16 protein-coding genes are annotated in these 25,053 nt (G+C 68.6%); all 16 read right to left on the bottom strand.

The genetic code is table 11. The features are described from left to right. Positions 1-68 precede the first annotated feature (68 nt). Positions 69-1,256, bottom strand: a complete 1,188-nt coding sequence (gene pncB / locus CR918_RS01260; protein ID WP_033830318.1) for a nicotinate phosphoribosyltransferase — start codon at positions 1,254-1,256, stop codon at positions 69-71. A gap of 109 nt (positions 1,257-1,365) precedes the next feature. Further along, on the bottom strand, positions 1,366-2,205 hold the full coding sequence (locus tag CR918_RS01255; RefSeq protein ID WP_025876688.1) for a glycosyltransferase family 2 protein: 840 nt from the start codon (positions 2,203-2,205) through the stop codon (positions 1,366-1,368). After that, complete coding sequence (locus CR918_RS01250) at positions 2,202-3,056, bottom strand: glycosyltransferase family 2 protein (protein ID WP_080150036.1); 855 nt, start codon at positions 3,054-3,056, stop codon at positions 2,202-2,204. The genes CR918_RS01255 and CR918_RS01250 overlap by 4 nt, the downstream gene beginning before the upstream one ends. A 580-nt stretch (positions 3,057-3,636) precedes the next feature. After that, positions 3,637-5,847 (bottom strand): type II secretion system secretin GspD, encoded by a 2,211-nt coding sequence (gspD, locus tag CR918_RS01240; protein ID WP_099841888.1) that lies wholly within the window; start codon positions 5,845-5,847, stop codon positions 3,637-3,639. Between the two features lie 9 nt (positions 5,848-5,856). Then, a complete protein-coding gene (locus CR918_RS01235; protein ID WP_099841887.1) occupies positions 5,857-6,645 on the bottom strand; it encodes a general secretion pathway protein GspN in 789 nt (262 codons plus the stop codon). Beyond that, complete coding sequence (gspM, locus tag CR918_RS01230; RefSeq protein ID WP_099841886.1) at positions 6,635-7,354, bottom strand: type II secretion system protein GspM; 720 nt, start codon at positions 7,352-7,354, stop codon at positions 6,635-6,637. The genes CR918_RS01235 and gspM overlap by 11 nt, the downstream gene beginning before the upstream one ends. Further along, positions 7,329-8,498 (bottom strand): PilN domain-containing protein, encoded by a 1,170-nt coding sequence (locus CR918_RS01225; protein ID WP_099841885.1) that lies wholly within the window; start codon positions 8,496-8,498, stop codon positions 7,329-7,331. Before CR918_RS01225 ends, gspM begins: the two co-directional genes overlap by 26 nt. Continuing rightward, positions 8,495-9,358 carry a type II secretion system minor pseudopilin gene (locus tag CR918_RS01220; protein WP_099841884.1) on the bottom strand — a complete coding sequence of 288 codons (864 nt, stop codon included), beginning with the start codon at positions 9,356-9,358 and terminating at the stop codon, positions 8,495-8,497. The genes CR918_RS01225 and CR918_RS01220 overlap by 4 nt, the downstream gene beginning before the upstream one ends. Continuing rightward, a complete protein-coding gene (locus CR918_RS01215) occupies positions 9,355-9,987 on the bottom strand; it encodes a type II secretion system protein J (RefSeq protein WP_099782780.1) in 633 nt (210 codons plus the stop codon). Before CR918_RS01215 ends, CR918_RS01220 begins: the two co-directional genes overlap by 4 nt. Beyond that, positions 9,984-10,403 (bottom strand): type II secretion system protein XpsI, encoded by a 420-nt coding sequence (xpsI, locus tag CR918_RS01210; RefSeq protein ID WP_099841883.1) that lies wholly within the window; start codon positions 10,401-10,403, stop codon positions 9,984-9,986. The genes CR918_RS01215 and xpsI overlap by 4 nt, the downstream gene beginning before the upstream one ends. After that, positions 10,400-10,894 carry a type II secretion system protein XpsH gene (gene xpsH / locus CR918_RS01205; RefSeq protein ID WP_025876706.1) on the bottom strand — a complete coding sequence of 165 codons (495 nt, stop codon included), beginning with the start codon at positions 10,892-10,894 and terminating at the stop codon, positions 10,400-10,402. The genes xpsI and xpsH overlap by 4 nt, the downstream gene beginning before the upstream one ends. Positions 10,895-10,900: 6 nt before the next feature. Continuing rightward, complete coding sequence (gspG, locus tag CR918_RS01200) at positions 10,901-11,344, bottom strand: type II secretion system major pseudopilin GspG (RefSeq protein WP_032951922.1); 444 nt, start codon at positions 11,342-11,344, stop codon at positions 10,901-10,903. A gap of 49 nt (positions 11,345-11,393) precedes the next feature. Then, positions 11,394-12,614, bottom strand: a complete 1,221-nt coding sequence (xpsF, locus tag CR918_RS01195) for a type II secretion system protein XpsF (protein ID WP_099841882.1) — start codon at positions 12,612-12,614, stop codon at positions 11,394-11,396. Between the two features lie 24 nt (positions 12,615-12,638). Further along, positions 12,639-14,360 carry a type II secretion system ATPase GspE gene (gene gspE, locus CR918_RS01190; protein ID WP_025876711.1) on the bottom strand — a complete coding sequence of 574 codons (1,722 nt, stop codon included), beginning with the start codon at positions 14,358-14,360 and terminating at the stop codon, positions 12,639-12,641. A 135-nt stretch (positions 14,361-14,495) separates the two neighbouring features. Then, positions 14,496-16,382: a S8 family peptidase gene (locus tag CR918_RS01185; protein WP_207759514.1), complete on the bottom strand. Its 1,887-nt coding sequence runs from the start codon at positions 16,380-16,382 to the stop codon at positions 14,496-14,498. Positions 16,383-16,543: 161 nt separating this feature from the next. Then, positions 16,544-25,000, bottom strand: a complete 8,457-nt coding sequence (locus CR918_RS01180) for an ESPR-type extended signal peptide-containing protein (protein WP_099841881.1) — start codon at positions 24,998-25,000, stop codon at positions 16,544-16,546. Positions 25,001-25,053: the final 53 nt, after the last annotated feature.

The raw sequence follows: 25,053 nt of genomic DNA, 5'->3' as shown, positions 1-25,053 counted from the left end.
CCGCGATGTGCGGCAAGCACCACATGCAGGCAGCCACGGGCCGCGGTGCGGCCCCGGACCGACCGCGATCAGGCCTGGGCCGGATCCGGCAGTTCGAACACCTGGCGCAGGTAGGACAGGTAGCCCGGGTCGTCGCACATGCTCTTGCCCGGCGAGTCACTGAGCTTGGCCACCGGCTGGCCGTTGCAGCGGACCATCTTGATGACGATGTTCAGCGGGGTCGGCCCCAGATCGTTGGTCAGGTGGGTGCCCACGCCGAACGCCACCTGGCAGCGGCCACGGAAGTAGTCGTACAGGCGCATCACCTTGGTGATGTCGAGCCCATCGCTGAACACCAGTACTTTGCTGCGCGGGTCGACGCGGCGCAGCTGGAAGTGGGCCAGCATGCGGTCGCCCCAGTCGAACGGGTCGCCGGAATCATGGCGCACGCCGTCGAACAGCTTGCAGAAATACATGTCGAAGTCGCGCAGGAACGCATCCAGCCCGACCACGTCGGACAGGGCGATGCCAAGGTCGCCGCGGTACTCGCGCGCCCACGACTCCAGCGCCGCCACCTGCGAATCGCGCAGGCGCGGGCCCAGTGCCTGGAACGCCTGCAGGTACTCGTGGGCCATGGTGCCGTGCGGCGTCATGCCGTACAGGCGCGCGAAGTGCACGTTGCTGGTGCCGACCAGCTGCGGGCCCAGCGCATCGCGCAGCAGCGGCAGCAGGCGGGCATGCCAATCGCGCGAGTAGCGGCGGCGGCTGCCATAGTCGGCGATGCGGCACTGCTCGAAACCAGGGGTATCGCGCAGCAGCGCGGCCTTGGCCTGCAGGCGGCGTTCGCCTTCGGCGAAATCCGCCGTGGTGGTGTTGCGGAACCAGACTTCGTTGATGATCGCCAGCAGCGGCACTTCGAACAGGATCGTGTGCAGCCATGGACCGGTGATGTCCAGTTCAATCTCGCCGGGCACCGTCTTCGACGCGCGCAGCTGGATGTATTTGCGATCCAGGTGGAACAGGCCGAGGAAGTCGGCGAAATCGGGCTTCACGAAGCGCAGGCCACGCATGTAATCCAGCTCTTCATTGCTGAAGCGCAAGCTGCACAGGTGGTCGATCTCCTCATCGATCTGGTCGATGTAGCGGGCCAGCTCGATACCGGGGGTGCGGCATTTGAAACGGTATTGAACCTGCGCGCCGGGGTGCTGGTGCAGCACCGCCTGCATCATGGTGAACTTGTACAGGTCGGTGTCGAGCAGGGACTGGATGATAGGCATGGGGGAATTATGCGCCCGTTCGGGTGAACAGGGGTCCGTGGTGGAGGTGGCGCCCTCACGCGCTCTGCAGTCGATCCACGCCATGCGTGGATGATCCTGTGGCAGCGCGTTACAGCGACCTGCGCAGCAACCTCGGCACCTGCACCAGTGCATGGGCCCAGATCGCCCCCCACACCGCCACCCGCACCGGCAACGACCGCTGCGGCGCTTCGAACTTGCTGAAATAGCGCCATAGCCCGCGATGCTTGTGCCATTCAACGAAGAACGGGCGCGAGCGGCTGGACACCCCGCGCACGTGGGTCACCTTCAGGTCGTTGGCGATGGCGACCACGCCACCGGCCTCGCGCACGCGGCGGCACAAGTCCAGGTCTTCGGCGTGCAGCCGGTAGCCGGCATCCCAGCCGCCGATGCGATCAAACAGGGCGCGCGGCATCAGCAGCAGCGCACCGGACAATGCCGGCACCTGCTGCAATGGCTGCGCCGGGTCGCGGGCAATGGCCAACCGCGCGCCACGACCGGGTGAGCGCAGCATGGCAAGGAAGTCCGGATCACGGCGCCGTACCGCTTCATCGGCCTGGCCCTGCTCGTCCACCTGCTCCACCCCCAGCAGACTGTCGCCCACCGCATTGGCGCAGTCACGCAGGGCTGCCAGCGTATCGACTTCGACCATCAGGTCGGGATTGATGAAGGCCAGCCACGGGCTGCGTGAATCGGCAACGCCCTGGTTGTTGGCCGCGGCAAAACCGGGGTTGTCCGGGTTGGCGATGAAACGTACACGCGGATCATGGCTGGCGTGGCGCTGCACGACTTCCAGGGTGTCATCCAGCGATCCATTGTCGACCACCCGGATCTCGGCCACGTCCTGCGCCTGGCGCAGCCGCGACAGGCACGCATCAATGGTGCTGCCGCTCTGGTAGGTGACGACGATGGCGGCAATGGCGGAATTCAAACAGGCGGCTCCAACGGTGATGGCGGGACGAACAGGTCGCCCTGCCCGCGCGGCATTATCGCCTGCTGCAGGCCGTGCTGCAGGTCCTGGCGCAGCGTGTGCAGCGGGTCGTGCATCAGGAAGTCAGCCAGCCGCGGTACCCAGCCCGGCCAGCGCGCGGCCAGTGCTTCCAGATCGCCGTCGCGGCTGGGTGCTTCACTGGCACGGCTGACGAAGGCGTTTTCGCACAACACGTTGCGCCAACCGAGACCAGCCATGCGCAGGCTCAGATCGACCAGCGCCGCGTTCCAGCCCAGGTAGCTTTCTGTATCCAGGCCACCAGCGCGCCGCCGTGCATTGGCGCGCACCAGCACGGCGTGGGTGACCGCCGAAGGGAGTTCAGGATGCAGGCTCGGCAGTGCGGCGCAGACATGTGCCAACAGCGCCGGGTCGCCCGGTTCGGGGTTGAGCTCACCCAAGCGCGGCCACGCCGCGGTTTCGCCCACGTTGCACCACGGCGTGGCCGTGGCAATGGCCGCGTCGCGTGCAAACGTGGCCTGCAGCTGCTGCAGCCATCCCGGTGCGGGCACGCTGTCCGGGGCCAGCACCGCCACGTCCAGGCCATCGCAGGCACGCAGCATTTCGTCCAGATGGGCAACCTCGCCCAGCGGCCGCGCGCGGCGGGTGTACTCGGCCTGCAACGGCGTATGTGCCAGCCAGTGTTCCACCACCGCCTGTGCACGTGGCCCGGCCTGTGCGTCATCGGCCAGCCAGATCGATGTTCCCGCTGCGGTACCGGCATCAAGCGCGGCCAGGCAGCGGTCAAGTACCGCGTCGTCCACGCCCAGCGGCAACAACACGATCGCCCCCATCCCGCCTCCGTGGTTGTCGGTGGCCACAGCGTAGCATCGGGTGGGTGTCGGCCGGGTTGCACCCGGCACCCGCAGAGGCTTCAAGCCAGGGCCGAAGCAACAGCAACAGCTGGGGTCCTGGGGGATGGCGGGGCGGTATCGGATTGCGGGGACGCCGCAAGTACGTCCTTGTAGGCTTGGCAGCCGCATCCATGCGGCTGACACCCCGCAATCCGACACCCCCCACCTTCGACAGTTTTCCGCGAACTGTCTGAACGACTCCTGGGGTCAGATCCGTTTTCCGCAGGAAAACGGATCTGACCCCATTCCTGTATTTCGATATCTGAAAGATGTGTCGACCAAGGTCGACACCTACCAACAGCCCACGGAATCTGTCGGCGGCGGGGCGGTGTGGGCTGGCAGGACCGTTGGCGCCATGGATGGCGCCATCGAGCCCCCAGGGACGGGTTTACGGCGTGTCCTGCCAGCCCACACCGCCCCGCCATCCCACGGAATGCCCGCTGTTGCCGTTGCTTCGGCTTCGGCTTCGGCTTCGGCTTCAGCTTCGGCTTCGGAGGGTGCCGGGCGCAGCCCGGCCGGCTTACTTCCTGCGCGGCTGGTTCAGCGGTTCCATCGCGCGGAAGCGCTGGCTGTACTCATCGGTCAGGGTGCGGGCTTCCTGGCCGTTGCGGACGATGGTCGGGGTCAGCAGCACGATCACTTCCGAACGACGGCTGGTGCGGCTCTTCTGGCCGAACAGCGCGCCCAGTACCGGAATCCGGCTCAGGCCGGGAATGCCGCTGCTGCCATCGGTGGCCGAATCGGTGATCAGGCCGGCCAGCATGATGGTGTCCCCGCTCTGCACCGCCGCCTCGGTGGCCAGCTTCTTGGTGGAGATGCGCGGATTGCAGTTGCGCTCCTGCGGATTGCAGTTCTCCGGCACGTCCGATGCGCTGCTGATCTCCTGCACGATATCCAGGAACACCGTACCGTCACGGGTGACGCGCGGGCGCACCTTGAGGATCACGCCGGTGTCGATGTACTGCACCGAGCTGTAGCTGCTGGTGCCGATGCCGGTGTTGACCGTGGTGGTGTTGATCGGCACCTTGTCGCCCACGTTGAGGGTGGCTTCGGCGTTGTTGCGCACGAACACCGAGGGCGTCTGCAGCAGGCGCACGTCGGTGACCTTGTCCAGCGCACTGACCACGGCTGCACCGTTGTGCCCGGTGAACGCCCAGCCGGCGCCATCGGTACCGGTCACCGCACCGGCGAAGGTGTTCCAGGAGCCGCCGGCCGCTGCTGGCAGGGTCAACCCGGACAGCGCGCCGGTCAGCGCGCGCCCCGCCACGGCATTGTCGAAGAACCAGTTGACGCCGTACTTCAGGTCGCCGGTCAGCCCGACTTCGGCCACCTGCGCTTCGATGTGCACCTGCAGCGGCATCACGTCCAGCTTTTCGATCACCTCGCGGATCGAGCGCCAGGCCTGCGGTGTCGAACGCACCAGCAGCGTGTTGGTTTCCTCCACCGCCGACACGCCGACACGATCGCCTTCCACTTCCAGGCTGATGCTGACGTTGCCCGACTGGCGCTGCGGCAGGTTCAGGCTGCCGGCGCTGCTGCCACTTCCGCTGCTGCTGCCGCCACCGACCTGGTTGTTGAAACTGCTGCTGTTGCCCGCGTCCATACCGCGGTCGCCCTCGCTGCCCAGCTGCGACGGAATGGCACCCGGCGCCAGCGATGCCGAGCCGGAGCCGCCGCGGTTGCCGCTGCTGGCAAAGGCTTCGCTGAGGCGTTCGGCCAGGTCGCGTGCCTTGATGTAACGCAGTTCATGCGAGAACAGGCGCGCGCTGCCGCCGGCGGTATCGATGCGGTCCAGCCACTGCTGGATCTGGTCCAGGTAGCGCACCTGCGGGGTGATCACCAGCACTGCATTGGCGTTTTCCAGCGGCAGGAAACGGAACATGCCGGCGCTGGGCGTCTTGCTCTCTTCGCCGAATACCTTCTCCAGATCCGCCGCGACCTGCTCGGCCTTGCCGGACTGGATCGGGAATACACCCACCGACATGCCCGAAAGCCAGTCGACGTCGAAGATCTCGACGGTATGCAGGTAGTTCTCCAGTTCCGCACGCGTACCGCCGAGGGTGATCACGTTGCGGCCGCTGTCGACGTTGACGATGGCATTGGGCCGCGCATAGGGCTCCAGCACCTTCTTCATCTCGGTGGCGGAAATGAACTGCAGCGGCACCACGCGCACTTCAAAACCGCGTGCGCTGGAGGCCGGCGCGGTGCTCGGCGCCACGGTGCCGGCCAGTGCCTGGTCGGCGGCGACGATGTTGTAGCGGCCACCGCTGTAGACCATGCGGGCGTTGTTCCAGCCCAGCACCATCTCCAGCAGGTTCAGTGCCTGTGCCGGCGATACCGGCTTGGGCGTGGCCAGCGTCACCGTGCCCTGCACCCCCGGGGCGATCACGTAGTTCTGGCCGAGCATGTCCCCGAGGATGGCCTTGACCACCGCGTGCACCGACTCGCCTTCAAAGTTGAAGGTCGCCTCACCGGAGCTGGCCGCATGCAGCGCGGGCGACGGCTTGCGCGCGGCTTCGCGGTTGATCATGGTGCCGGTGCCACGGCGGATCACCGCCTGCGGCGCCCCCTGGGCTTGATCGGCCGCTTCGGTCTGCGCATCGACGGCAGCCTGGCCGGCACTGGCCGAGGGCTGCAGGTTGCCGTTGCGTTGCACATGCGGGGCCGACACGGTGCTGCAGCCGACCAGCAGCGTCAGGGCGAAGGACCAGGGAAGAAAACGCAGATTCATGCATTCACTCTATCGGTTGGTGCCATCGCCCGGGGGCGGCGACGGTTGTTGCTGCTGTTGCTGCAGCTGACGGCGGCGGGCCTGGATGCGTTCGCGGATGGCCTGCATCTGCGCTTCGCTGGGACCGTTGGTGTTTGCAGGGGGTGCGGCGGCCGCGGCCGGTGCAGGCGAGGCGGGAGCCACGTTGCCATCGGCGGCACGGGGGGTGGGCAGCGTCTGGCTGGGCGTTGGCTGCGGTGGCGGCGGCGGAACCACCGCGCCAGGCACAGGCGGTGTGCCAGTGGCTCCGCGCAGCGCGGTCGGCGCTTCACCGCCCTGGCCATTGAACACGGCCAGTTCCAGCACCTGGCTGCCACTGGAGCCGATCACCGTGGCCTGGCGCGGTTCCAATGCCACCAGCTGCCAGCCATCGACTGCATCGCCGTTGAGGCGCAGGCGCAGCGACCGGCCCTGCTCGGTGGTGAAGGTGGCCATGCTGAAGTCGCGGGACATCAGCACGCCGGTCAGGCGCAGTGCCGGACTGGCGGCGGCTTCACTGCCCCCCAGCAGATACGGGCGTGGCTTGCGGTCCTCGGCGAACAGGGGCCGTTCGCTGATCACGCTGTAGCTGTCTGCACCGGCCATGCGTTCGGGCGCCAGCACGGGCAGCGCCGGCAGCGCGGACTGCGCGTCGCCCTCCGCACTGACCGTGGGCAGCTGGCTGCCAAGACCGAAGCCGGTGGCCAGCCAGATCGCTGCGGCCCATCCGGCCAGCGCCAGCGACAGCCCGGTGCGCAGGCTGATCTGCTCAAGCTTCATCGGCCACCTCCTGCGCATCGGTGGCAGGCTGCTCCGCCGGTGACGGCACAGGTGCCGGCGGCGACGCCACCGGCGCTGCTGCAGGCGGCGTGGCCACGGGTGCTGTCGAGGGATCGGCAGCAGCCGCCGGCAACAGGTAGCCGGCCAGCTCGAAGGACACATCCAGGCCGAGGCCGGATTCGTTGGGCGATTGCTGGAAGCGCTGTGCGATCAGGTTGAGGTTGTCCACGAACAGGCGCGGGCTGCCAGTCTCCAGGCTGTGCAGCACGGTGGCGAGTTCGGCCACGCCACAGCGCAGGCGCACCTGCATGGCCACGCGCACGAACGCAGCATCGCGACGGTTGTCGCTCAACGGCGTGCGGTTGCTGATGGTGCAGCTGCGGTTGCCCGGGCTGGCCATCGCCACCGCATCCTGCAGGCGTGCGCCGAGCGCGGCCGCGGCGGCCTCGGCGGTGGCTTCCTGCAGGAACCCCGGGCGCTGCTGCAGGGCGTCGCGGGTTGCGCGCAGCCGCTGTTCGATCTGCGGCTGCTGCTGCAGCTGCGCCTGCACGCGCTGCTGGCGCTCGCGCAGGGCGGCGGCATCGGCATCGATGGCGCGCAGCGGCTGGGTGAACCACGGGTGCACCAGCAGCAGGTAGGCCAGGCCCAGCACTGCCAACAGCAGTGCCAGTGCCAGCCAGCGGTCACGGCGTGCGCTTGGCATCGGCATTGGCCGCCTCCGTGGTTGCAGTCGGGGCGGGTGCCGGCGCCGCTGCCGCCGAAGGCAATGGCTGCAGCTCGGCGGTCAGGGTGAAGCGGTCGCGGCCACTGGCGGCACCGTCAGCCTGCAGCACGCCGGTAAGGTTGACCTTGCGCCACTGCGGCGCGTCCTGCAGCAGCGTGACCAGCTGCGATGCTTCGCTGCTGAGGCCGATCAACTGCAGGCTGTTGTTCTCGATCGCCAGTTTTTCCAGGTAGGTGCCATCGGGCAGGCGTCGGGTCAGCTCGTTCCAGACTTCGACGGTACTGGCGCGCTGGTTGCGCTGTGTTTCCAGGAACGCCGCTCCATCCAGCAGCGCCTGCAGCTGGCTGCGTTCGCTGGCCACGCCACGCGCACTGCGGGCGCTGCGCTCGACGTCTGCGCGCAGCGCATCGACGGCGTCACGACGGTTGTCCAGCAACTGCATCGCCGCCAGCACCAGCATCACCAGCGCAGCCATGGCAAGCAGCAGGTTCCAGCGCCGCATCGGGTCCGGTCGCTGCTGACGCTGCGCGGGCGGCAGCAGGTTGACCTGCAGCGCGCGGCCCTGGGCATCGATCACATCAACACCGGCCAGCACGTCGGCCCACGCTCCGATCTGCGCGCGCCAGTCATCCAGCTGGCGCAGCGGCCAGGCCACCAGCTCCACCTGCAGCAGGCCTTCGCCGGCACTGCCCAGCTCACGGATGTCATAGCTGACCTGGCTGGCTTCGAACGGTGTCTGCCGGTCGATCTCGTAGCCGACCACCGAACGCAGGCGGTCAGCGGCTGCGGCAGGAAGACGCAGATTCCGCCGCAGGACCTGCCCGGCCGGCAGCAGCCACACCCGTGGCAGGCTGCGCAGGCGCGGCTCCAGCACGCGGTCCAGGTCCGCCGGTTGCAGCGGCCACGGCAGACGGGCCACGGGCTCGAGACCGTCGCCGGTTTCACGCCAGACCTGTAGTTGCCCGTCCTCGCACTGCAGCAGCAGGCGGGTCTGCGACCAGCCCAGCGCCCATTGCCAACGCATCGGCACCCAGGCCAGCAACGACTGCCGCCACCAGCGCAGGAAACGGCCGGCACCGGGGCCGATCTGGCCCTGCACCTGCCGCAGACTGTCCTGCCACGCCGTCATCTTGCTGCCATTCCCTGCTCCCAGCGAAGCACTGTGTAGGTCCGGCCGGGCACCCCGCCCGATCCGTTGCGCACCACCGCCTGCAGCACCGACAGGCGTCCGCTGCCGTCAGTGGCGCGGGACTCGATACTATAGGTGCCACTGCCGCTGGCAAGCGCCGATGCACCCGCAGCGTTATCTCCGTCACGCTCCTGCTGGGCGCGTTGCGCCAGCAGTTGTTCCGCATCCAGGCCCAATGCCGTCAACACCGGCCCACTGGCGAAACGTGGATCCGGGCGCGCCTGCCTGCTGTAGAGCGTCAGGTGCGGCAGCATCGCGGTATACAGCGACCCGCGCATCCCCAGCACCCGCTGCAGTTCGCCCAGGGTTTCAAAGCGCTTGTTGCGCGGGCCATAGGGCAGGCCTGCGGCGGCGTACTCCGGCGCCTCGGCACCACCACCGGGCTGCAGCAGGCTGTCTTCGTCGCGCCAGTCGATGATCGCACCGGCCAGCTGCCTGGCGCTTTCTGCCGGCTCGCCCAGTGCCTGCATGAATGCGGACAGCAGGGCCGTATCGGCCAGGTTGAGGTTGATCTTGCCGTTCTCGTCCAGCACCCGGATCTCGATGCGGGCGTCGTCGAACTGCCAGCGATAGGCGCGGCCATCAGCCTGCCACGGCGGACGCTGCGGGTCCGGCTGCAGCCGCAGCAACGCGTATTCCAGGCCGGCGCGGGCGCGCTCCTGGCCGCGTGCGTCGTCACCGAGCACCCGCTGCTGCAGGTGTTCGACCCGTGCGCTGAGCGCAAAGGCGCCGACCAGCGCGGTCATCAGCGCGATCAACCACAGCACCAGGACCAGCGCGGCACCACGTGGACGCTTCATCGCGCACCTCCGCTGCCACCGGCCCGCAGTGACACCACCAGCGGCGGCCACGGCGTGCCCCTGGCCGGCACGATCTGCACTTCCACCAGCAATGGAAGGCGCCGGGTGTCCTCCCAGCGTGGCAACCATTCGGTCAGCTGCCCGTTGCTGGCGTCGACACCGCGGTAGCGCAGCCTTACGTCCTTCAACTCCTCCGCCAGCACTTCGGGCGGGCGCGGCGGGTTCTCTTCGATGCGCTCGCCTTCCTGCAGCAGCACCAGCCCCAGCAGCAAGCGGCGGTGCCCGGCTGCGCCATCCACCTGCAGCGCATGCAGGTAAGGGCCGCCACGACCGAGATAGCCCGGCAGGTCGGCAGCGAACTGCATGCCCTGATCGTCACCCTGGAAGAACACCGGTTCGCGGGTGGGATCGGGCACTTCCAGCGGGCTGCGCAGGGCACTGGCGAGCTGCCGCCGCAGCAGGGCCTGCACTGCGCGCATGCGTTCGCTCTGCGCGGCAATCTGCTCGCCGCGCTGGCTGATCGCCATCGCCGAGCGCACGCTGGCGAACGCCAGCGCCAGGCCGCCTGCCAGCAGCACCGTGGCCAGCATCACTTCGACCAGGGTGAAGCCGCGTGCGCGGCGCCTCATCGCGCATTCTCCAGCGCGGGCGGCAACAGACGCAGGCTGCGCCAGCGCAACTGCTCGCGTTCACTGTCGCCCCAACGCACCTGCAGCTGCAGTTCCGCCAGCCAGGGTGCGCCCGGCGACTGCGCAGCGGGCAGCGCACCACTGCGCGGCTCGGCCCAGGGCTGCACCTGCAGCTGCCACTGATAACGCCCCTGCTCCCACTCGCCCTGCTGGCTGCCGGCCTGCAGCGGTGCTTCCACCCCGGCGGCGGCCAGCAACGACTGCGCGTGCAGCACCGCGCGCGTGCGCAGCTCGGCGTCGCGCACCTGCCGCGCGCCGCCGGACAGGCTGCCCAGCAACAGCGTCAGCGCCAGCCCGAGCAAGGCGAAGGCAACGATCACTTCCAGCAGGGTGAAACCACGGGCGCGCGACCTCATTGCGCCCGCCACGGTCCGGAACGGACTTCACCGGTCAACCAGCCCACATCGATGCGCCACTCCGCGCTCTCCAGCTGCAGGCGGATGCGGCCGCCACTGGAGCCGCCGTCGGGATGGAATTCGATCACGCCCTGGCCAGGCGCGGTGGCCAACTGCGCGGCACCTTCGAACTGCACCTTCAGCTTGGCCGGCACTTCACCGTGGCGCTGGCTGGCGCCCTGCCAACGATGCTGCGCCGGTTCGATCACGAAGCGCTGCGGTTCGCCGCGGGCAATGGCCTGCGCGCGCACCATGCGCAGCTGGTTGGCGATGTCCTTGCCGGCACTGCGCAGCTGCATGCCGGCAAAGCCGCGCGACATGCCAGCGGCGGTGATCAGGCCGATGGCCGCGATCAACGCGATCACCAGCAGCATTTCCAGCAGCGACAGGCCCGCCGCGCGCCTGCCGTGCAGGCGCGGGCGTGACACCCGGCGCGGCAGGAAAAGCAGCATGCGTGCTTACGGCTGGTAGCGGATGTCAGCGTCGACGCTGCTGCCGCCGGCCTTGCCGTCCTTGCCCAGGCTGATCAGTTCATACGCCTGGCCCTCGCCCGGTGCGCGGTACTCCAGCGCGTGGCCCCACGGGTCGTTGAGGTCGGCAGGCTTGGCATACGGGCCCAGCCAGCCACCGACGCCGGCCGGCGCGGTCACCAGGTCGTTGAGCGAGGCGGGCAGCTTGCCGGTGTCGATCTGGTAGTTGTCGACCTTGGAGGCAACGGTCTGCACCTGCGCCTTGGCGATGTTGGCCTTGCCACGATCGGCGCCGCCGAGCACGCGGCTGGCGACCAGGGTCAGCACCGCGCCGATCAGCACGATGACGATGATGATCTCCAGCAGGCTCATGCCCGACTGGTGGCGTGCGGCGGTGAAGGAAAGGCGGATCGGTCGACGGGAAGCAATCATGGTCGGTCCTTTCAGGTACGGGATGTCGGGGTTGCGAAGGAGGCCATCGTCAGCCGATGGCGTTGGTAAGGTCGTACAACGGCACCAGCACGGCCACGATCACCGCGCCGACCACCGAGGCCAGCACCAGGGTGATCGCCGGCACCATCGCCGCCAGCAGGCGGTCGATGCGGCGGGCGCTGTCCTGTTCGAAGGTATCAGCAGCTTTCAGCAGCATGGTATCGAGCGCGCCGGACTCCTCGCCGACCTGGATCATCTGCAGCGCCAGCCGGGGAAAACGCTTGCCGCGCGACAACGCCAGCGACAGGCCGGTGCCGTTCTTGACCTCGTCGGCGGCGGTCTCCAGGTCTGCGGCCAGCGCGCGGTTGCCGAGCACGTTGCGGGCGATGCCCAGCGCCCCCAGCAGCGGCACGCCGTTGCGCAGCAGTGTCCCCAGGGTGCGCGCCAGCCGCGCGGTTTCCAGCTCGCCCAGCAGGCGGCCGATGCCCCGGCGCTGCAGCAGCCAGCCATCCAGCGCCAGACGGAACGCGGGCTGCCGCACCTTGCGTTCGAACAACAGCAGCAGCACGCCGGGCACCACCAGCAGCAGCACCCACCAGTCGCGCACGAACAGGCCCAGCTGCAGCACCAGGTTGGTGAACCATGGCAGCGCCACGTCCAGGCTTTCGTACATCTGTGCGAACTGCGGCACCACGTAGCCCAGCAGGAACAGCAGCGCACCACCCACCACCACCAGCAGGATCGCCGGGTAGACCAGCGCGTTGATCACCTTGCCCTGCAGCGCACGGCTGCGTTCGAGGTAGTCGGCCAGGCGTTGCAGCGTGTCGTGCAGGCTGCCACCGGCTTCGCCGGCGCGCACCATGTTCACGTATAGACGCGAGAACAGGCCGTGCTGGCGTTCCAGCGCAGTCGACAGCGGCGCGCCACCACGCACCACGTCGCGGATGTCAGTGATCGCGCGGCGCGAGCGCTCGTCTTCGGGCAGGCTGAGCAGGATCGACAGCGCGCGGTCCAGCGGCTGCCCGGCACCGAGCAGGGTGGCCAGCTGCTGGGTGAACTGCAGCAATGCCGCGCCCTGCAGCGGACGCTGGCGGAACAGGCCGCGCAGGCTGCTGCCGCCAACCGCCCCCCCGTCGGCCAGCTGCGTTTCCATCGGCAGATGGCCCTGGTCCTGCAGGCGCGCGACCAGGTCGGCCTCGCTGGCCGCTTCCATCTGTCCGTCGAACACTTCACCGTGTGGGTTCAGTGCCTTGTAACGGTAGTTCGGCATGTCAGCGTCGTCCCTGCACGCGCATCAGCCTTCCTCGGTCACGCGCAGGACTTCCTCGAGGGTCGTCTGCCCGCTCAGGGCCTTGCTCAGGCCGTCCTCGTACATGGTGCGCATGCCGGCTTCGCGGGCGATGCGCTCGATCTCGCCCATGCCATCGCGACGCATCACCGCACGGCGCAGCGCGTCGTTCATCACCAGGAATTCCATGATGGTGGTGCGCCCCAGGTAGCCGGTCGGCGCCAGCGCCGAAGGCTTCGGGCGATACAGGTAGATCGTTCCATCCGGTTGCAGGCGGCGCAGGTCGAAGCGTTCGATCTCTTCCGGCGAGGCTTCGTAGCGTTCGGCGTGGGTCGGCTCCAGCCGGCGCACCAGGCGCTGGGCCAGGATGCCGTTGATGGTGGAGGTGAGCAGATAATCTTCCACGCCCATGTCGAGCAGGCGGGTGATGCCGCCTGCGGCATTGTTGGTGTGCAGCGTGGACAGCACCAGGTGGCCGGTCAACGCTGACTGGATCGCGATGCGCGCGGTTTCCAGGTCGCGCATTTCACCGATCATGATGATGTCCGGATCCTGGCGCACGATGCTGCGCAGCGCATTGGCGAAATCCAGCCCGATCTGTGGCTTGGCCTGGATCTGGTTGATGCCTTCGATCTGGTACTCGACCGGATCTTCAACGGTGATGATCTTGACGTCGGCGGTGTTGAGCTGGCTCAGCGCGGTGTACAGCGTGGTGGTCTTGCCCGACCCGGTGGGGCCTGTCACCAGCAGGATGCCGTGCGGCTGTTCAAGCACCTTGCGGAACTGCGGCAGGAAGGCATCGGTGAAGCCCAGCCGATGGAAGTCGAACACCACCGTCTCGCGATCAAGCAGGCGCATCACCACGCTTTCGCCGTGCGCGGTGGGCACCGTGCTGACACGCAGGTCCAGTTCCTTGCCCTGCACGCGCAGCATGATGCGGCCATCCTGCGGCAGGCGGCGCTCGGCGATGTTGAGCCGGGCCATGATCTTGATGCGGCTGATCACCGCGGCGGTCAGGTTGGCCGGCGGACTCTCGCCTTCGACCAGCACGCCATCGACGCGGTAACGCACCTTCAGCCGGTTTTCGAACGGCTCTACGTGGATGTCCGACGCGCGTAGTTCGACCGCGCGCTGGATCACCAGGTTGACCAGGCGGATCACCGGCGCTTCGGAAGCGAGATCGCGCAGGTGCTCGATATCGTCCACTGCGCCGCCCTCGCCATCGGCGGTTTCCACGATCGCGCCCATCGCACTGCGGCCCTGGCCGAACCAGCGCTCGACCAGATCATCGATCTCCGCGCGCATGCCCAGCAGCGGCGTGACCGGTACACCCAGTGCCAATTGCACGGCCTGCTGCGGGTAAGGATCGTGGGCGTCGGCCAACCACAGCTGCACGCCGTGTTCATCCAGCGCCAGCGGGCACACGTGGAACTGCTTGAGGAAGCGCAGCGACAGCGGCAGGCCTTCGGCCAGCGCCTGCGGTGGCGATTCAGGCAGCTGCCGTCCTTCCAGCAGCGGCAGGCCCAGCACATCGGCGCTGGCCTGCGCCTGGTCACGTTCGGACACCAGCCCAAGCCGTACCAGCAGCCCAAGCAGGCTGCCACCGGACTCGGCATGCAGCGGCCGCGCACGCGCCAGATCTCCTTCCTTGAGCCGACCACGTGCCAGCAGCGCATCGAGGATGCGGCCTTCAGTGTCGTCGATGGCAGTGGCAGCGAGCGCGTTCACATTACTCTCCTGTCGATCGTCCCGACTTTAGCAGTTAAGCCGTGGTTTCCACCCTCTCCGGTTCTTCTTTCGTAAAAAGACGAGGCCCGTCACACAGGTGACGGGCCCCGCTTATTCATTTACGACAGTCGGTTATTACTGGGTCGCCAGGATGCTCACCCCGCTGTAAGCGGCCTCACCCACCACCTTGATGTAGTAGGTACCGGCCACCGGCTTGGCCACGCGCACGGTTTCGGTATTGCCCGGGCGGGTCGACTTGGCATCGTTGTCGGTCGCGGTGGGCACGCGGCCCTGCGCCAGGTACACCGACACGTTGCCGCTGCCGCCGTAGGTCAGCACGCTCAGCGTCTTGCCGGCGGCCGCTTCGAAGGTATAGACGGTTTCGCTGGCGGCCGCACCGGCCAGCCCGCCCACGGTCACCTTGTTGGTCAGCGGAATGCCTTCCGGCTCGCAGTTCTCGGTGCACGGCTCCTTCAGCGCGGAATCCAGTGCGGCCTTGGCATCAAGGATGCCGCTGCCGATCGGGGTGGCCGCCGGGATGGTCACCGGGAACTTGCGCGCCGACTGCTTGAGCAGGGTTTCCAGCGCGGCCGGGGCCAGCGGTTCCTTGCCCTTGGCGATCAGCGCGCTCTGCACCAGGGCAGCCACCGCAGCGACGTGCGGCGAGGACATCGAGGTGCCGCCCTTGCCCATCAGCACCCACTCACCGGCGTCCGGGGTGGTTTCCGAACTGGAACCGACCTGCCAGATGTAGCCGTTCGGGTTGCCGTCGACACTGCCACCACCGCCGGGGGCCGACAGGTCTACCGCGGTGCCGTAGTTGGAGTAATAGGTGATGCCACCGGTGACACGGGTCGCACCCACCGCCACCACGTTGTTGCAGCTGGCCGGACGGTACTTGGACGCGTTGTCGGTTTCATTGCCGGCCGCGACCACCACCAGGGTGCCGCGCGAGACGGCGCCGTTGATCGCGTCCTGGTAGGCGGCATCGCAGGCGCCACCACCACCCAGGCTCATGTTGATGATTTCCGCCGGATTGGTGTTGGCCGGAATGCCCGGCACGGTGCCGCCCGACGCCCAGGTGATGGCGTCGCTGATGTCGGCCAGGGTGCCGCCGCACTTGCCCAGCACGCGCACCGGCAACACCTTGGCCTTGTAGGCCAGGCCTGCCAGGGCACTGCCGTTGTTGGTCACCTCGGCAATGGTGCCGGCCACGTGCGTGCCGTGCCAGGAACTGCCTTCCGGTTCGGAACCGGTGTAGCACTCGTTGGCCGTTTCCACCCAGTCGCCGTAGTCGGTGGCACCCGGTGCACGGCCATCGTTCGGGCGGCGCGAGGATTCCTTGTCACTGATGAAATCGTAGCCTTCCAGCAGGTTGCTGCCGAAATCCGGCACGCCCGGCAGGATGCCGGTATCGAGCACGGCGACCACGATGCCCTCGCCCTGCGAGAGATCCCACGCGGCCGGTGCATTCACACCACCGGTGGCGTTGAAGAAATTCCACTGGTACTGCGCGTAGTTGGGATCGTTGGGCACCAGTGCCGGCTGCGCATTGGTGGCACGCAGGTCCGAGCGCTGCAGGCGCACGTTGGCCACCGCGTACTGCACCGACGGATCGGCATTCAGTTCAGCCAGCACCTTCTGCATGTCGGCCGAGCCCAGCCGGGACTTCAGGCGGATCAGGTCGCCACCGGTACCGAGCTTGCGCTCCACCAGCGGGGAAAGTGCCGCAGCACGGCTGGTGGTGCCGCTGCTGACGATGGCACGCGACAGTGCCGACTGCACGACCGAGAGCTTGGTCGAACGATCGCTGGCGGCCGCGGTGCCGTTGCGGTACTTCACGATGATGCCGTCCACGCTCTGCTGGGCAGTGCTGGCCACGCGCGCCGGTTCCTTGGCCACGCCCGGCTTGGCCGCATGCGCCGCACCGACGCCGACAGTCAGCGACAACACGGCGGCAGCCAGCACATTGATGCGAAGGGTCTGCTTCTTGGTCACGTTCGAAATCCTCTTCAAGGTCATGGTTGAGCTTTCCTTCTCCGCCCGTTGCACGGACGGAGCTCACTACGGCCATCACTCCCTGCGACTGCCCTGGCTGGCCCACCAGGGTTGCCATGCCACGCCCCTTTGGCGCTCACTGCTCGACGTGCCGATGGATTGCCCACCGGCACGTTGTTGCGCACTTACCAGCCGAAGCCGGCACCGACGCCGACCGAGCTGTCATCACTGCTGAAGGCACCACCGACGGTGACCGTGGCGCGATCGCTGATCGCACGCTGGTAGCCCAGCGACATGGCCGACTCGCCGCCCTGGAAACCGATGCCGACGCCGACCCGGTTCTGGGTGCGGATGCCGGCGGCACTGGTGGCCATGTTGAGCATCGCTGCGCTCATCGCGCCCTGGCGGTCGATGCGGCGATCCATGTGGCGCAGGCGCCCATCGACTTCACCCTTGAACACATCGAAGCTGTCGGTGACTGCCTGCACGCGGCTGTCGGTGTAGCTGTTGGCGGTGGTGATGCCACGATCCAGCTGGCCCTTGTTGACCGCATCGGTTGCGGTGGTGCCGGCCGCCACGTTGGTGACCTGGCGTTCGTTGCCCTCACTGCCGACCGAGACGGTGTTGGCGCGATCGGCAACCGAGCCCTGGCCCAGCGCCACCGCATTGGCCGCCGTTGCACTCGCGCCCTGGCCGACAGCGGTGGACGATGCACCGCTGGCGACTGCGCCATCGCCCATCGCGACGGCGTTGACGCCACCGCCTGCGACCAGTGCTGGCTGAGCACTGCCTGCGCTGGCGGCGGTCGGCGTGCCCTGCACACGGGCCGTTGCCGATCCGCCATCCGCCAGGCTCGCGTCGGTGGCAGCCGACGCCGTGGCCACGTTGGACGCATCTGCGTCCAGCGGAGCGGCCATCGAACGCAGGCTGGCCGCGCCGGAACGCGTGCCGCTGGCGGTGCGACGATCGATCTCGCTGACCTTGCGGTCCAATGCGCCCAGCGCGTCGCCGACGTTGCTGTAGGTGGCCCCCTGGATCACATAGTTCGGCGCGACGAACACGCCCTGCATGCCGACGCTGGCACCGCCGCCGAGGAAGCTGGCGGCATCGCTGAGCGACTGGAACAGCTGCCCACCGTTGATCGCCTGGCGGCTGCCAGAGGCGATGCTGCCGGCGCCGACGTTGTCGATGGTGGTGCCCTGGATACCGGCCAGGGTCAGGCGGTCACGGCTGGCATCGTCGTAGCCGACCGAGCTGGCCGCGCTGGTTTCAACGGTGGCGATGCGCGAGTCGAAATCACCGACCCGGGTTTCCACCGCACCCACGCGCTGGTTGGTGACGTTGAGCTGTGAACCGGTCACGGCGTCACTGCTGCCGGCGGCGATGCGGCCATCGGCAACGTTGACGATGCGGCGCGTAGCAGGACCATCAGTGCCGTTGCCGCCGCCGACCGACACCACGTTTGCATCCACCGCACGCGCGCCGGCACCGAGTGCCACTGAGTTGCTGCCGGTGACGGCGGCATTGGCGCCTACGGCCAGTGATGCGTTGCCGACGGCGCTGGCGTTGCTGCCCAGTGCATTGCTGCGGTTGCCACTGGCAGTGGCACTGGAGCCCACCGCCACTGCGTTGGTACCGCTGGCAGTGGCGGTGCCGCTGCCGTTGGCACGGAAGTGCCTGCTGGTGGCGTCGGCGGTGGAGGCCACCGCATCCAGCTGGCCCTTGTTCACCGCATCGTTGGCCTGGGTACCGGCGGCCACGTTGGTCACCTGGCGGTTGATCGCGCTGTGGCTGACTCCGGCAGCATCGACCCACTCCTGCGCCGCACCCACCGATACCGCGTTGGCACGGTCGGCCAGCGAGCCTGCACCGAGCGCCACGCTGTTGTCGGCGTCTTTGGTGGTCCAGGTATTGCTGCCCAGCACGGTGGCATTGGTGGCCTGCGCATAGCTGTTGTAGCCGACCACGGTGGCACCGTCCTCGGTGGCCCATGCCTCGCTGCCGATCGCGGTGGTGTACTGGCCCGTGCCGACGCTGTTGGCGTCCTGTCCGGCCAGCGCGTTGAAGCCGACCGCCACGCCATTGAGCCCGGTGGTGGCATTGTTGCCCAGTGCGGTACCGAACTGGCCGGCGCGCGCCTGCACGCCGAAACCAGCACCGGCGATCTGCGCGACGGTGCCCTGGCCCACGGCTGTGGACACTTCGGCGGCCTGCGCGCCACTGCCCAGCGCGGTGCCGAAGAAGGCGGACGTGGCACCGGCGCCGTAGGCGGTGGACTGCCAGCCGTTGGCCGACGAGAAGTTGCCGACGGCGGTGGCTTCGCGACCATCAGCGGTTGCGCCATAACCGACGGCGGTTGCGGCCAGCCCGTTGGCCTGGGCGATGCCGCCGACGGCGACCGCACCGATGCCCTGCGCCTGGGACTGCGCACCGAGGGCCACACTGGCCGGGCCTGCGCTGCTGCTTTCCACGCCGATGGAAATCGCGCCACCGGCCGTGCTGCTGGCGCTGCTGCCGATCGCCACACCGTCTTCACCACTGGCCAGCGCATTGAAGCCGACGGCGGTGGCGTTGGCCGCGACCGCGGTGGCACCACTGCCGAGCGCACTGGCGCCATTGCCGATCGCATTGGCCGCTTCACCGGCCGCCAGCGCATTGTCACCTTCGACGTAGGCACCGGCGTCGCTGTCGGCACTGCCGCTGGCCTGGAAGTGCTTGCTGGTCTTGTCGGCGACACTGGCCACGGCATCCAGCTGGCCCTTGTTCACTGCATCGGTGGTCTCGGTGCCGGCGGCAACATGGGTGACCTGGCGTTCACCGCCCGCGCTGCCGACGGCCACCGTGTTGTCACGGTCGGCCTTCGAACCCGCGCCGAGGGCGACACTGTTGACACCGTTGGCGGTCGCGCTGGCACCCAGGGCGGTGCTGTCAGCCGCATCGGCCCATGCATTCCAGCCGATCGCGGTGGCGTAGTCATCGGTCGCCCAGGCACCGGCACCGAAGGCCGCCGCACCGGTACCGCTGGCACGCGACGGGATCAGGCCGAAGAAGGTGCTGCCGCCGATGGCGACACTCTCTGCGCCACTGGCTTCGCTGGACTGGCCGACGGCTACGGCGCCGCTGCCTGCTGCCGCCGCTCCGAAGCCGACAGCCGTGGTGTTGGCACCGGTCGCTGCCGAGCCGTAGCCCAGCGCGGTGCCGAGGCGGCCGCTGGCTTCGCTGTAGCCACCGATGGCGGTGGTGCCATCGGCCGAAGCGGCACTGCGGAAACCGCTGGCCAGCGACTGCGCACCGCTGGCGACGGCTTCCGCACCGTTGGCGGTGCTGTAGACGCCGCTGGCCTGTGCCGCGGTGCCGGTAGCGGTGGCGCTGATGCCACTGGCTACCGCGCCGTTGCCGAGTGCGGCACTGTCTTCACCGGTGGCCTGCGCGTTGCTGCCCACCGCAGCCGCATTGCTGCCCGTGGCCAGCGAGTTGATGCCCACGGCGGTCGCGTTGGCGGCCACGGCCGTGGCACCACTGCCGAGCGCGGTGGCGCCATTGCCGATCGCATTGGCCGCTTCACCGGCAGCCAGTGCGTTGTCGCCTTCCACATAGGCACCGGCATCGCTGTCGGCGCTGCCGCTGGCCTGGAAGTACTTGCTGGTCTTGTCCGCCGTTGCAGCGACAGCATCGAGCTGGTTCTTGTTGACCGCATCGGTGCCTTCGGTGCCAGCCGCCACGTGGGTCACCTGGCGTTCGCTGCCGGCACTGCCGACGGCCACCGTGTTGTCACGGTCGGCCTTGGAGCCTGCGCCCAGGGCGACGCTGTTGGCACCGTTGGCGGTAGCGCTGGCGCCCAGTGCCGTCGACTCGGCGCCATCGGCCCACGAATTCCAGCCGATTGCAGTGGCGTAGTCGTCGGTGGCCCAGGCACCGGCACCGAACGCCGCTGCGCCGTAGCCACTGGCACGTGATGGCACCAGGCCGAAGAAGGTGCTGCCACCAATGGCCACGCTCTCATCGCCGCTGGCTTCGCTGGAATCACCCATCGCCACCGAGCTGGCGCCCGACGCCGCAGCGAACACGCCGGCAGCGGTGCTGTTGGCACCACTGGCCACGGTGCCATAGCCCAGCGCCGAGCCGAGGCGACCGCTGGCTTCGCTGTAGCCGCCGACTGCGGTGGTGCCGTCTGCAGAGGCTGCCGAACGGAAGCCACTGGCCAGCGACTGCGCACCGCTGGCGACCGCCTCGGCACCGTTGGCCGTGCTATACACCGCCGTCGCCTGCGCGCCTGCACCGGTTGCGGTGGTGCTGGTTTCGCTGGCCACCGCGCCGCTGCCGAGCGCCGCACTGTCTTCGCCCGTCGCCTGTGCGTTGTTGCCCACCGCAGCCGCATTGCCGCCGCTGGCCAGGCTGTTGAAGCCCACCGCCGTAGCGTTTACCGCTACCGCCGTTGCACCACTGCCGAGTGCGGTGGCGCCGGTGCCGATCGCATTGGCGGCCTCACCAGCGGCCAGCGCGCTGTCACCTTCCACGTAGGCACCGGCATCGCTGTCGGCGCTGCCGCTGGCCTGGAAGTACTTGCTGGTCTTTGCGCCTTCGGCGGCCACCGCGTCCAGCTGATCCTTGTTCACCGCATCGGTACCCTGGGTACCGGCAGCCACGTTGGTGATCTGGCGGGTGTTGCCGCCGCCACCGACCGACACGGTGTTGTCACGGTCGGCAATCGAATCGGCACCCAGCGCCACGCTGTTGGCACCGCGCGATTCGGCCGCGTTGCCCAGCGCGGTGCTGTTGATGCCCGGCGCATAGGCGCCGCCACCGACCGCAGTGGAATAGTCGCCGGATGCTTCGGTCGCCAGCAGGCCGAACAACGAGCCACCGACGGCCACGGCATTGGTGCCGGTAGCCAGGCTGCCCTGGCCGGTGGCGGTGCTGTAGGCACCGGATGCTTCCGAATCGCCACCCAGCGCGACGCTGTTGGAACCGGAGGCGTTGGCGAAGTTGCCGAAGGCAGTGGCGTTGAATGCCGAGGCGTTGGCGTAACCGCCGATGGCGGTGCTGTAGCCACCGGTCGCTTCGGCGCCGATGCCGAATGCTGCCGAAGCGGTGCCACTGGCCACGCTTTCACTGCCGACCGCAGTGGCGGCCTCACCGCTGGCGTTGCTGAAGTAGCCTACCGCCACGGCTTCTTCGCCGCTGGCTTCGGACAGCACGCCGCTGGCGGTGCTGCCAGCGCCGCTGGCCACTGCGGCCGCGCCGAACGCCGCACTCTGTTCGCCGCTGGCTTCGCTCTCGGCACCATGAGCAGTGGCGTATTCGCCGGTCGCCTGTGCGTTGGCACCGATGGCGCTGGCATTGGCCGCGCTGGCCAGGGCATTGAAGCCGATGGCCTGTGCGTTGCCGGCCAGTGCATTGGCGCCACTGCCGAGGGCGGTTGCGCCGTTGCCGATGGCGTTGGCCGATTCACCCGCGGCCAGCGCGTTGTCACCTTCCACGTAGGCACCGGCGTCGCTGTCGGCACTGCCGCTGGCCTGGAAGTACTTGCTGGTGGTCGCGGCACTGGCTGCAACCGCGTCGAGCTGCGACTTGTTCACCGCATCGGTGGCCTGGGTGCCGGCCGCCACACTGGTGATCTGCCGCTCGTTGCCGACGCTGCCCACCGACACGCTGCGGTCGCGGCTGGCCACCGAACCTGCACCCAGTGCAACCGCGTTGTTGCCACTGGCCGTGCTGCCCGCGCCCAGGGCGATCGCACTTTCACCGCCGGCCACCGTGTTGGTGCCGATGGCGATGCTGTTGATGCTGTTGCCCAGCGCCTGGAAGCCCAGCGCAACACTGTTGTCGCCGTAGCTGAAGGCGCCGCGGCCGACGGCGGTGGAACTGGTGCCGTTGGCCCAGCTGTTGTAGCCGATGGAGGTGGCACCATTGGCGCTGGCCCATGCCGCCGGACCAAACGCCGAGGCATTGCGGCCGGTGGCCCACGCGCCGGCACCGAAGGCGGTGGCGCCTTCCTCGCTGGCAGTGCTGTAGCCACCCACGGCGGTGCTGTCATCGGCCTTGGCGAAGGCGCTGTCGCCGACGGCGACGGCATAGCTGCCGGTGGCGCGCGACTTGCCGCCTGCCGCGAAGCTGTTGTCGCCGGTGGCCTGTGCCGCATTGCCGAAGGCGCTGCTGCTGGCACCGGTCGCCTGCGCGGCATTGCCGACGGCGGTGGAACCGGCCGAGGCGGTGGTGCCGATCTGCACCGGGTTGCCCTGCTCATCCAGCAGCGGCTGGTTGTATTCGTCGTAGGCCTGGCCGAGGCCACCCACGGCTACCGCACCGTCACCGTCGGCGAAGGTATTGCGACCCAGTGCCACGCTGTCGGCGCCGATGGCCGCCGCGCCTGCACCCTGTGCCAACGCACCGGCACCGATGGCGTTGCTGGCCGAACCCGCCGCCACCGCACCCTCGCCTTCTGCGTAGGCACCTGCATCGCTGCCGCTTTCCGGCTGCGCCTGGAAGAAGCGCGCGGTGGTGTCGGCGGTGCTGGCCACGGCGTCCAGCTGTGCCTTGTTCACTGCGTCGGTGGCTTCGCTGCCGGCCGCCACGCTGGTGATCTGCCGCTCGTTGCCGGCACTGCCCACGGCCACGCTGTTGGCGCGCACCGCTTCGGAATTGGCGCCCAGTGCAACGCTGTTGGCACCACGCGCAGTGGCGTAGTAGCCGACGGCGGTGCTCTGCGTGCCACTGGCCCAGGTCTGTGCGCCCAGCGCACTGGCGTTCTCGCCCGGTGCATAGGCGAAGTAGCCCACTGCGACCGACTCGGCACCGGAGGCCTCGGTCAGGCTGCCATTGGCCACGGCCTGGTCGCCGCTGGCGATGGCACCGGCACCGACGGCGGTGGCCGCTTCGCCACTGGCCTGGGTCTGCACGAAGAAGCCCAGGCCCGGGATCAGGTCGGCCGGGCCACCGATGGCCACGCTGCTGGTGCCGGTAGCGTTGCTCTGCGTACCGACGGCGGTGGAATAGTCGCCGATGGCGTTGGAGACAGCACCGAATGCCGACGACTGCGCACCTGCCGCATAGGCTCCTACGCCGTACGCCGACGCTGCGAAACCACCGGCATCGGCGCTGGCGCCGACGGCGGTACCACCGACCCCGGCACTGGTGGCGCCGGTCTCTACCGGCACGCCACCACTGGTGATCAGCGGATTGCCATCGGCATCCACCGCAGCACCGCCGACGGCGACGCTGCCCGGGCCGACTGCCTGCGCGTTGTTGCCGAAGGCCGCGCTGTTCTGGCCAGATGCAAGCGCGTTGTTGCCGACCGCGGTGGCGTTCTGCGCGACGGCGGTCGCACCTGCACCGACGGCGGTCGTACCGTTGCCGATCGCATTGGCGGCTTCGCCAGCGGCGAGCGCGTCATCTCCCTCGGCCAACGCACCGGCATCGCTGTCGCTGCTGCCGGTGGCCTGGAATCGCTTGGCGGTGGTATCGGCTACCGCTGCCACGTCCTTCAATTGAGCGACGTTGACCGCATCGGTATCTTCGGTACCGGCGGCAACGCTGGTGATCTGCCGGGTCAGGCCGTAGTCGACCGCACCCACCGACACGGTATCGACGCGGTCGGCCAGCGAGCCGGCGCCCAGCGCCACGCTGCCGGTAGCCACGGCCGCCGAATTGGAACCCAGCGCGGTGCTGTATTCGCCCACCGCCGTGCTGAACGCACCGACGGCAATGGAGGCTTCGTTGGCGGCGGTCGCACCGCGGCCCAGCGATGTGCTGCCGGGGCCCATCGCCACGGCACCCGCGCCGACCGCGGTAGCGCCATCGGCGCTGGCTTCGGACAGTGCACCCAACGCGGTAGCTGCACCGTTCTCGCTGGCGGCCACGGCACTTGCGCCTACCGCCGTATCGCCAAGACCGAAGGCGGCCGCACTCTGCCCGACCACTACGCTGGCATCACCCAAGGCGAGCGCGTTCTGGCCGAAAGCACTGGCACCAAGTCCTGCGGCAATGGCCTGGGTGCCGACCGCGGTGGTGGCGTTGGCCAGCGACTGGCTGCCACTGCCGACCGCGATGGCGCCCTGGCCTTCGATCTTTGCCGCGTCGCTGTCATCGCCAGCGCCATCGGCCTTGAAATAGCGGCTGCCCTCGGCCGCCGCCTGGGCAAGCGCGGCCTGGGTGGCGCGCGCCTGTGCATCCAGCTGTGCCTTGTTCACCGCATCGGTGGCGGCGGTACCGGCGGCGACGTTGGTCACCTGCCGTTCCTTGCCGGCATCACCGACGGAGACGGTGTTGGCGCGCGCTGCCTTGGAACCGGCGCCCAGCGCCACGCTGTTGGCGCCGGTGGCGCTGGTACCCGCCCCAATCGCCACCGCGTTGCTGCCCTTGGCGCTGGCACTGCCATCGACCGCGCACTTGTCCAGTACCTTGCTGTTGAGCACCACGCAGTTCGCGCTGCCCCCAATCTCAACCGACTGCGCCGCAGCGATGCCGGTCATGCCCAGTCCCATTGCCAAGGCCAGCGCTGCAGCCAGTCGTGCCGGCGCGGCATCGGTCGCACCGCGGCGCTGGTCAACGACCCCGCCTGATGAGCTGGAAGAGGCCAGTTCCGAGGCCACCACCAACTGACCCAATGCTTTGTTCCAGACCTTGCGATAAATCCGATTCATCGGTACGGCTCCTGATTGGACTGGTTTTGGGCAAAGCAACGCCACCGCCGAGC

Source organism: Stenotrophomonas indicatrix (assembly GCF_002750975.1).
GTDB lineage: Bacteria > Pseudomonadota > Gammaproteobacteria > Xanthomonadales > Xanthomonadaceae > Stenotrophomonas > Stenotrophomonas indicatrix.
This window is presented reverse-complemented; position numbering and strand designations above follow the sequence as displayed.

What these genes read in the sequence shown, in the direction of transcription:
- CR918_RS01185 (WP_207759514.1), bottom strand. Translation starts at nt 16,382, where the DNA reads ATGACCTTGAAGAGGATTTCGAACGTGACCAAGAAGCAGACCCTTCGC.
- gspG (WP_032951922.1), bottom strand. Translation starts at nt 11,344, where the DNA reads ATGATTGCTTCCCGTCGACCGATCCGCCTTTCCTTCACCGCCGCACGC.
- CR918_RS01235 (WP_099841887.1), bottom strand. Translation starts at nt 6,645, where the DNA reads ATGAAGCTTGAGCAGATCAGCCTGCGCACCGGGCTGTCGCTGGCGCTG.
- CR918_RS01180 (WP_099841881.1), bottom strand. Translation starts at nt 25,000, where the DNA reads ATGAATCGGATTTATCGCAAGGTCTGGAACAAAGCATTGGGTCAGTTG.
- pncB (WP_033830318.1), bottom strand. Translation starts at nt 1,256, where the DNA reads ATGCCTATCATCCAGTCCCTGCTCGACACCGACCTGTACAAGTTCACC.
- CR918_RS01225 (WP_099841885.1), bottom strand. Translation starts at nt 8,498, where the DNA reads ATGACGGCGTGGCAGGACAGTCTGCGGCAGGTGCAGGGCCAGATCGGC.
- CR918_RS01215 (WP_099782780.1), bottom strand. Translation starts at nt 9,987, where the DNA reads ATGAGGCGCCGCGCACGCGGCTTCACCCTGGTCGAAGTGATGCTGGCC.
- CR918_RS01220 (WP_099841884.1), bottom strand. Translation starts at nt 9,358, where the DNA reads ATGAAGCGTCCACGTGGTGCCGCGCTGGTCCTGGTGCTGTGGTTGATC.
- xpsI (WP_099841883.1), bottom strand. Translation starts at nt 10,403, where the DNA reads ATGAGGTCGCGCGCCCGTGGTTTCACCCTGCTGGAAGTGATCGTTGCC.
- gspD (WP_099841888.1), bottom strand. Translation starts at nt 5,847, where the DNA reads ATGAATCTGCGTTTTCTTCCCTGGTCCTTCGCCCTGACGCTGCTGGTC.
- xpsH (WP_025876706.1), bottom strand. Translation starts at nt 10,894, where the DNA reads ATGCTGCTTTTCCTGCCGCGCCGGGTGTCACGCCCGCGCCTGCACGGC.
- CR918_RS01250 (WP_080150036.1), bottom strand. Translation starts at nt 3,056, where the DNA reads ATGGGGGCGATCGTGTTGTTGCCGCTGGGCGTGGACGACGCGGTACTT.
- xpsF (WP_099841882.1), bottom strand. Translation starts at nt 12,614, where the DNA reads ATGCCGAACTACCGTTACAAGGCACTGAACCCACACGGTGAAGTGTTC.
- gspM (WP_099841886.1), bottom strand. Translation starts at nt 7,354, where the DNA reads ATGCCGATGCCAAGCGCACGCCGTGACCGCTGGCTGGCACTGGCACTG.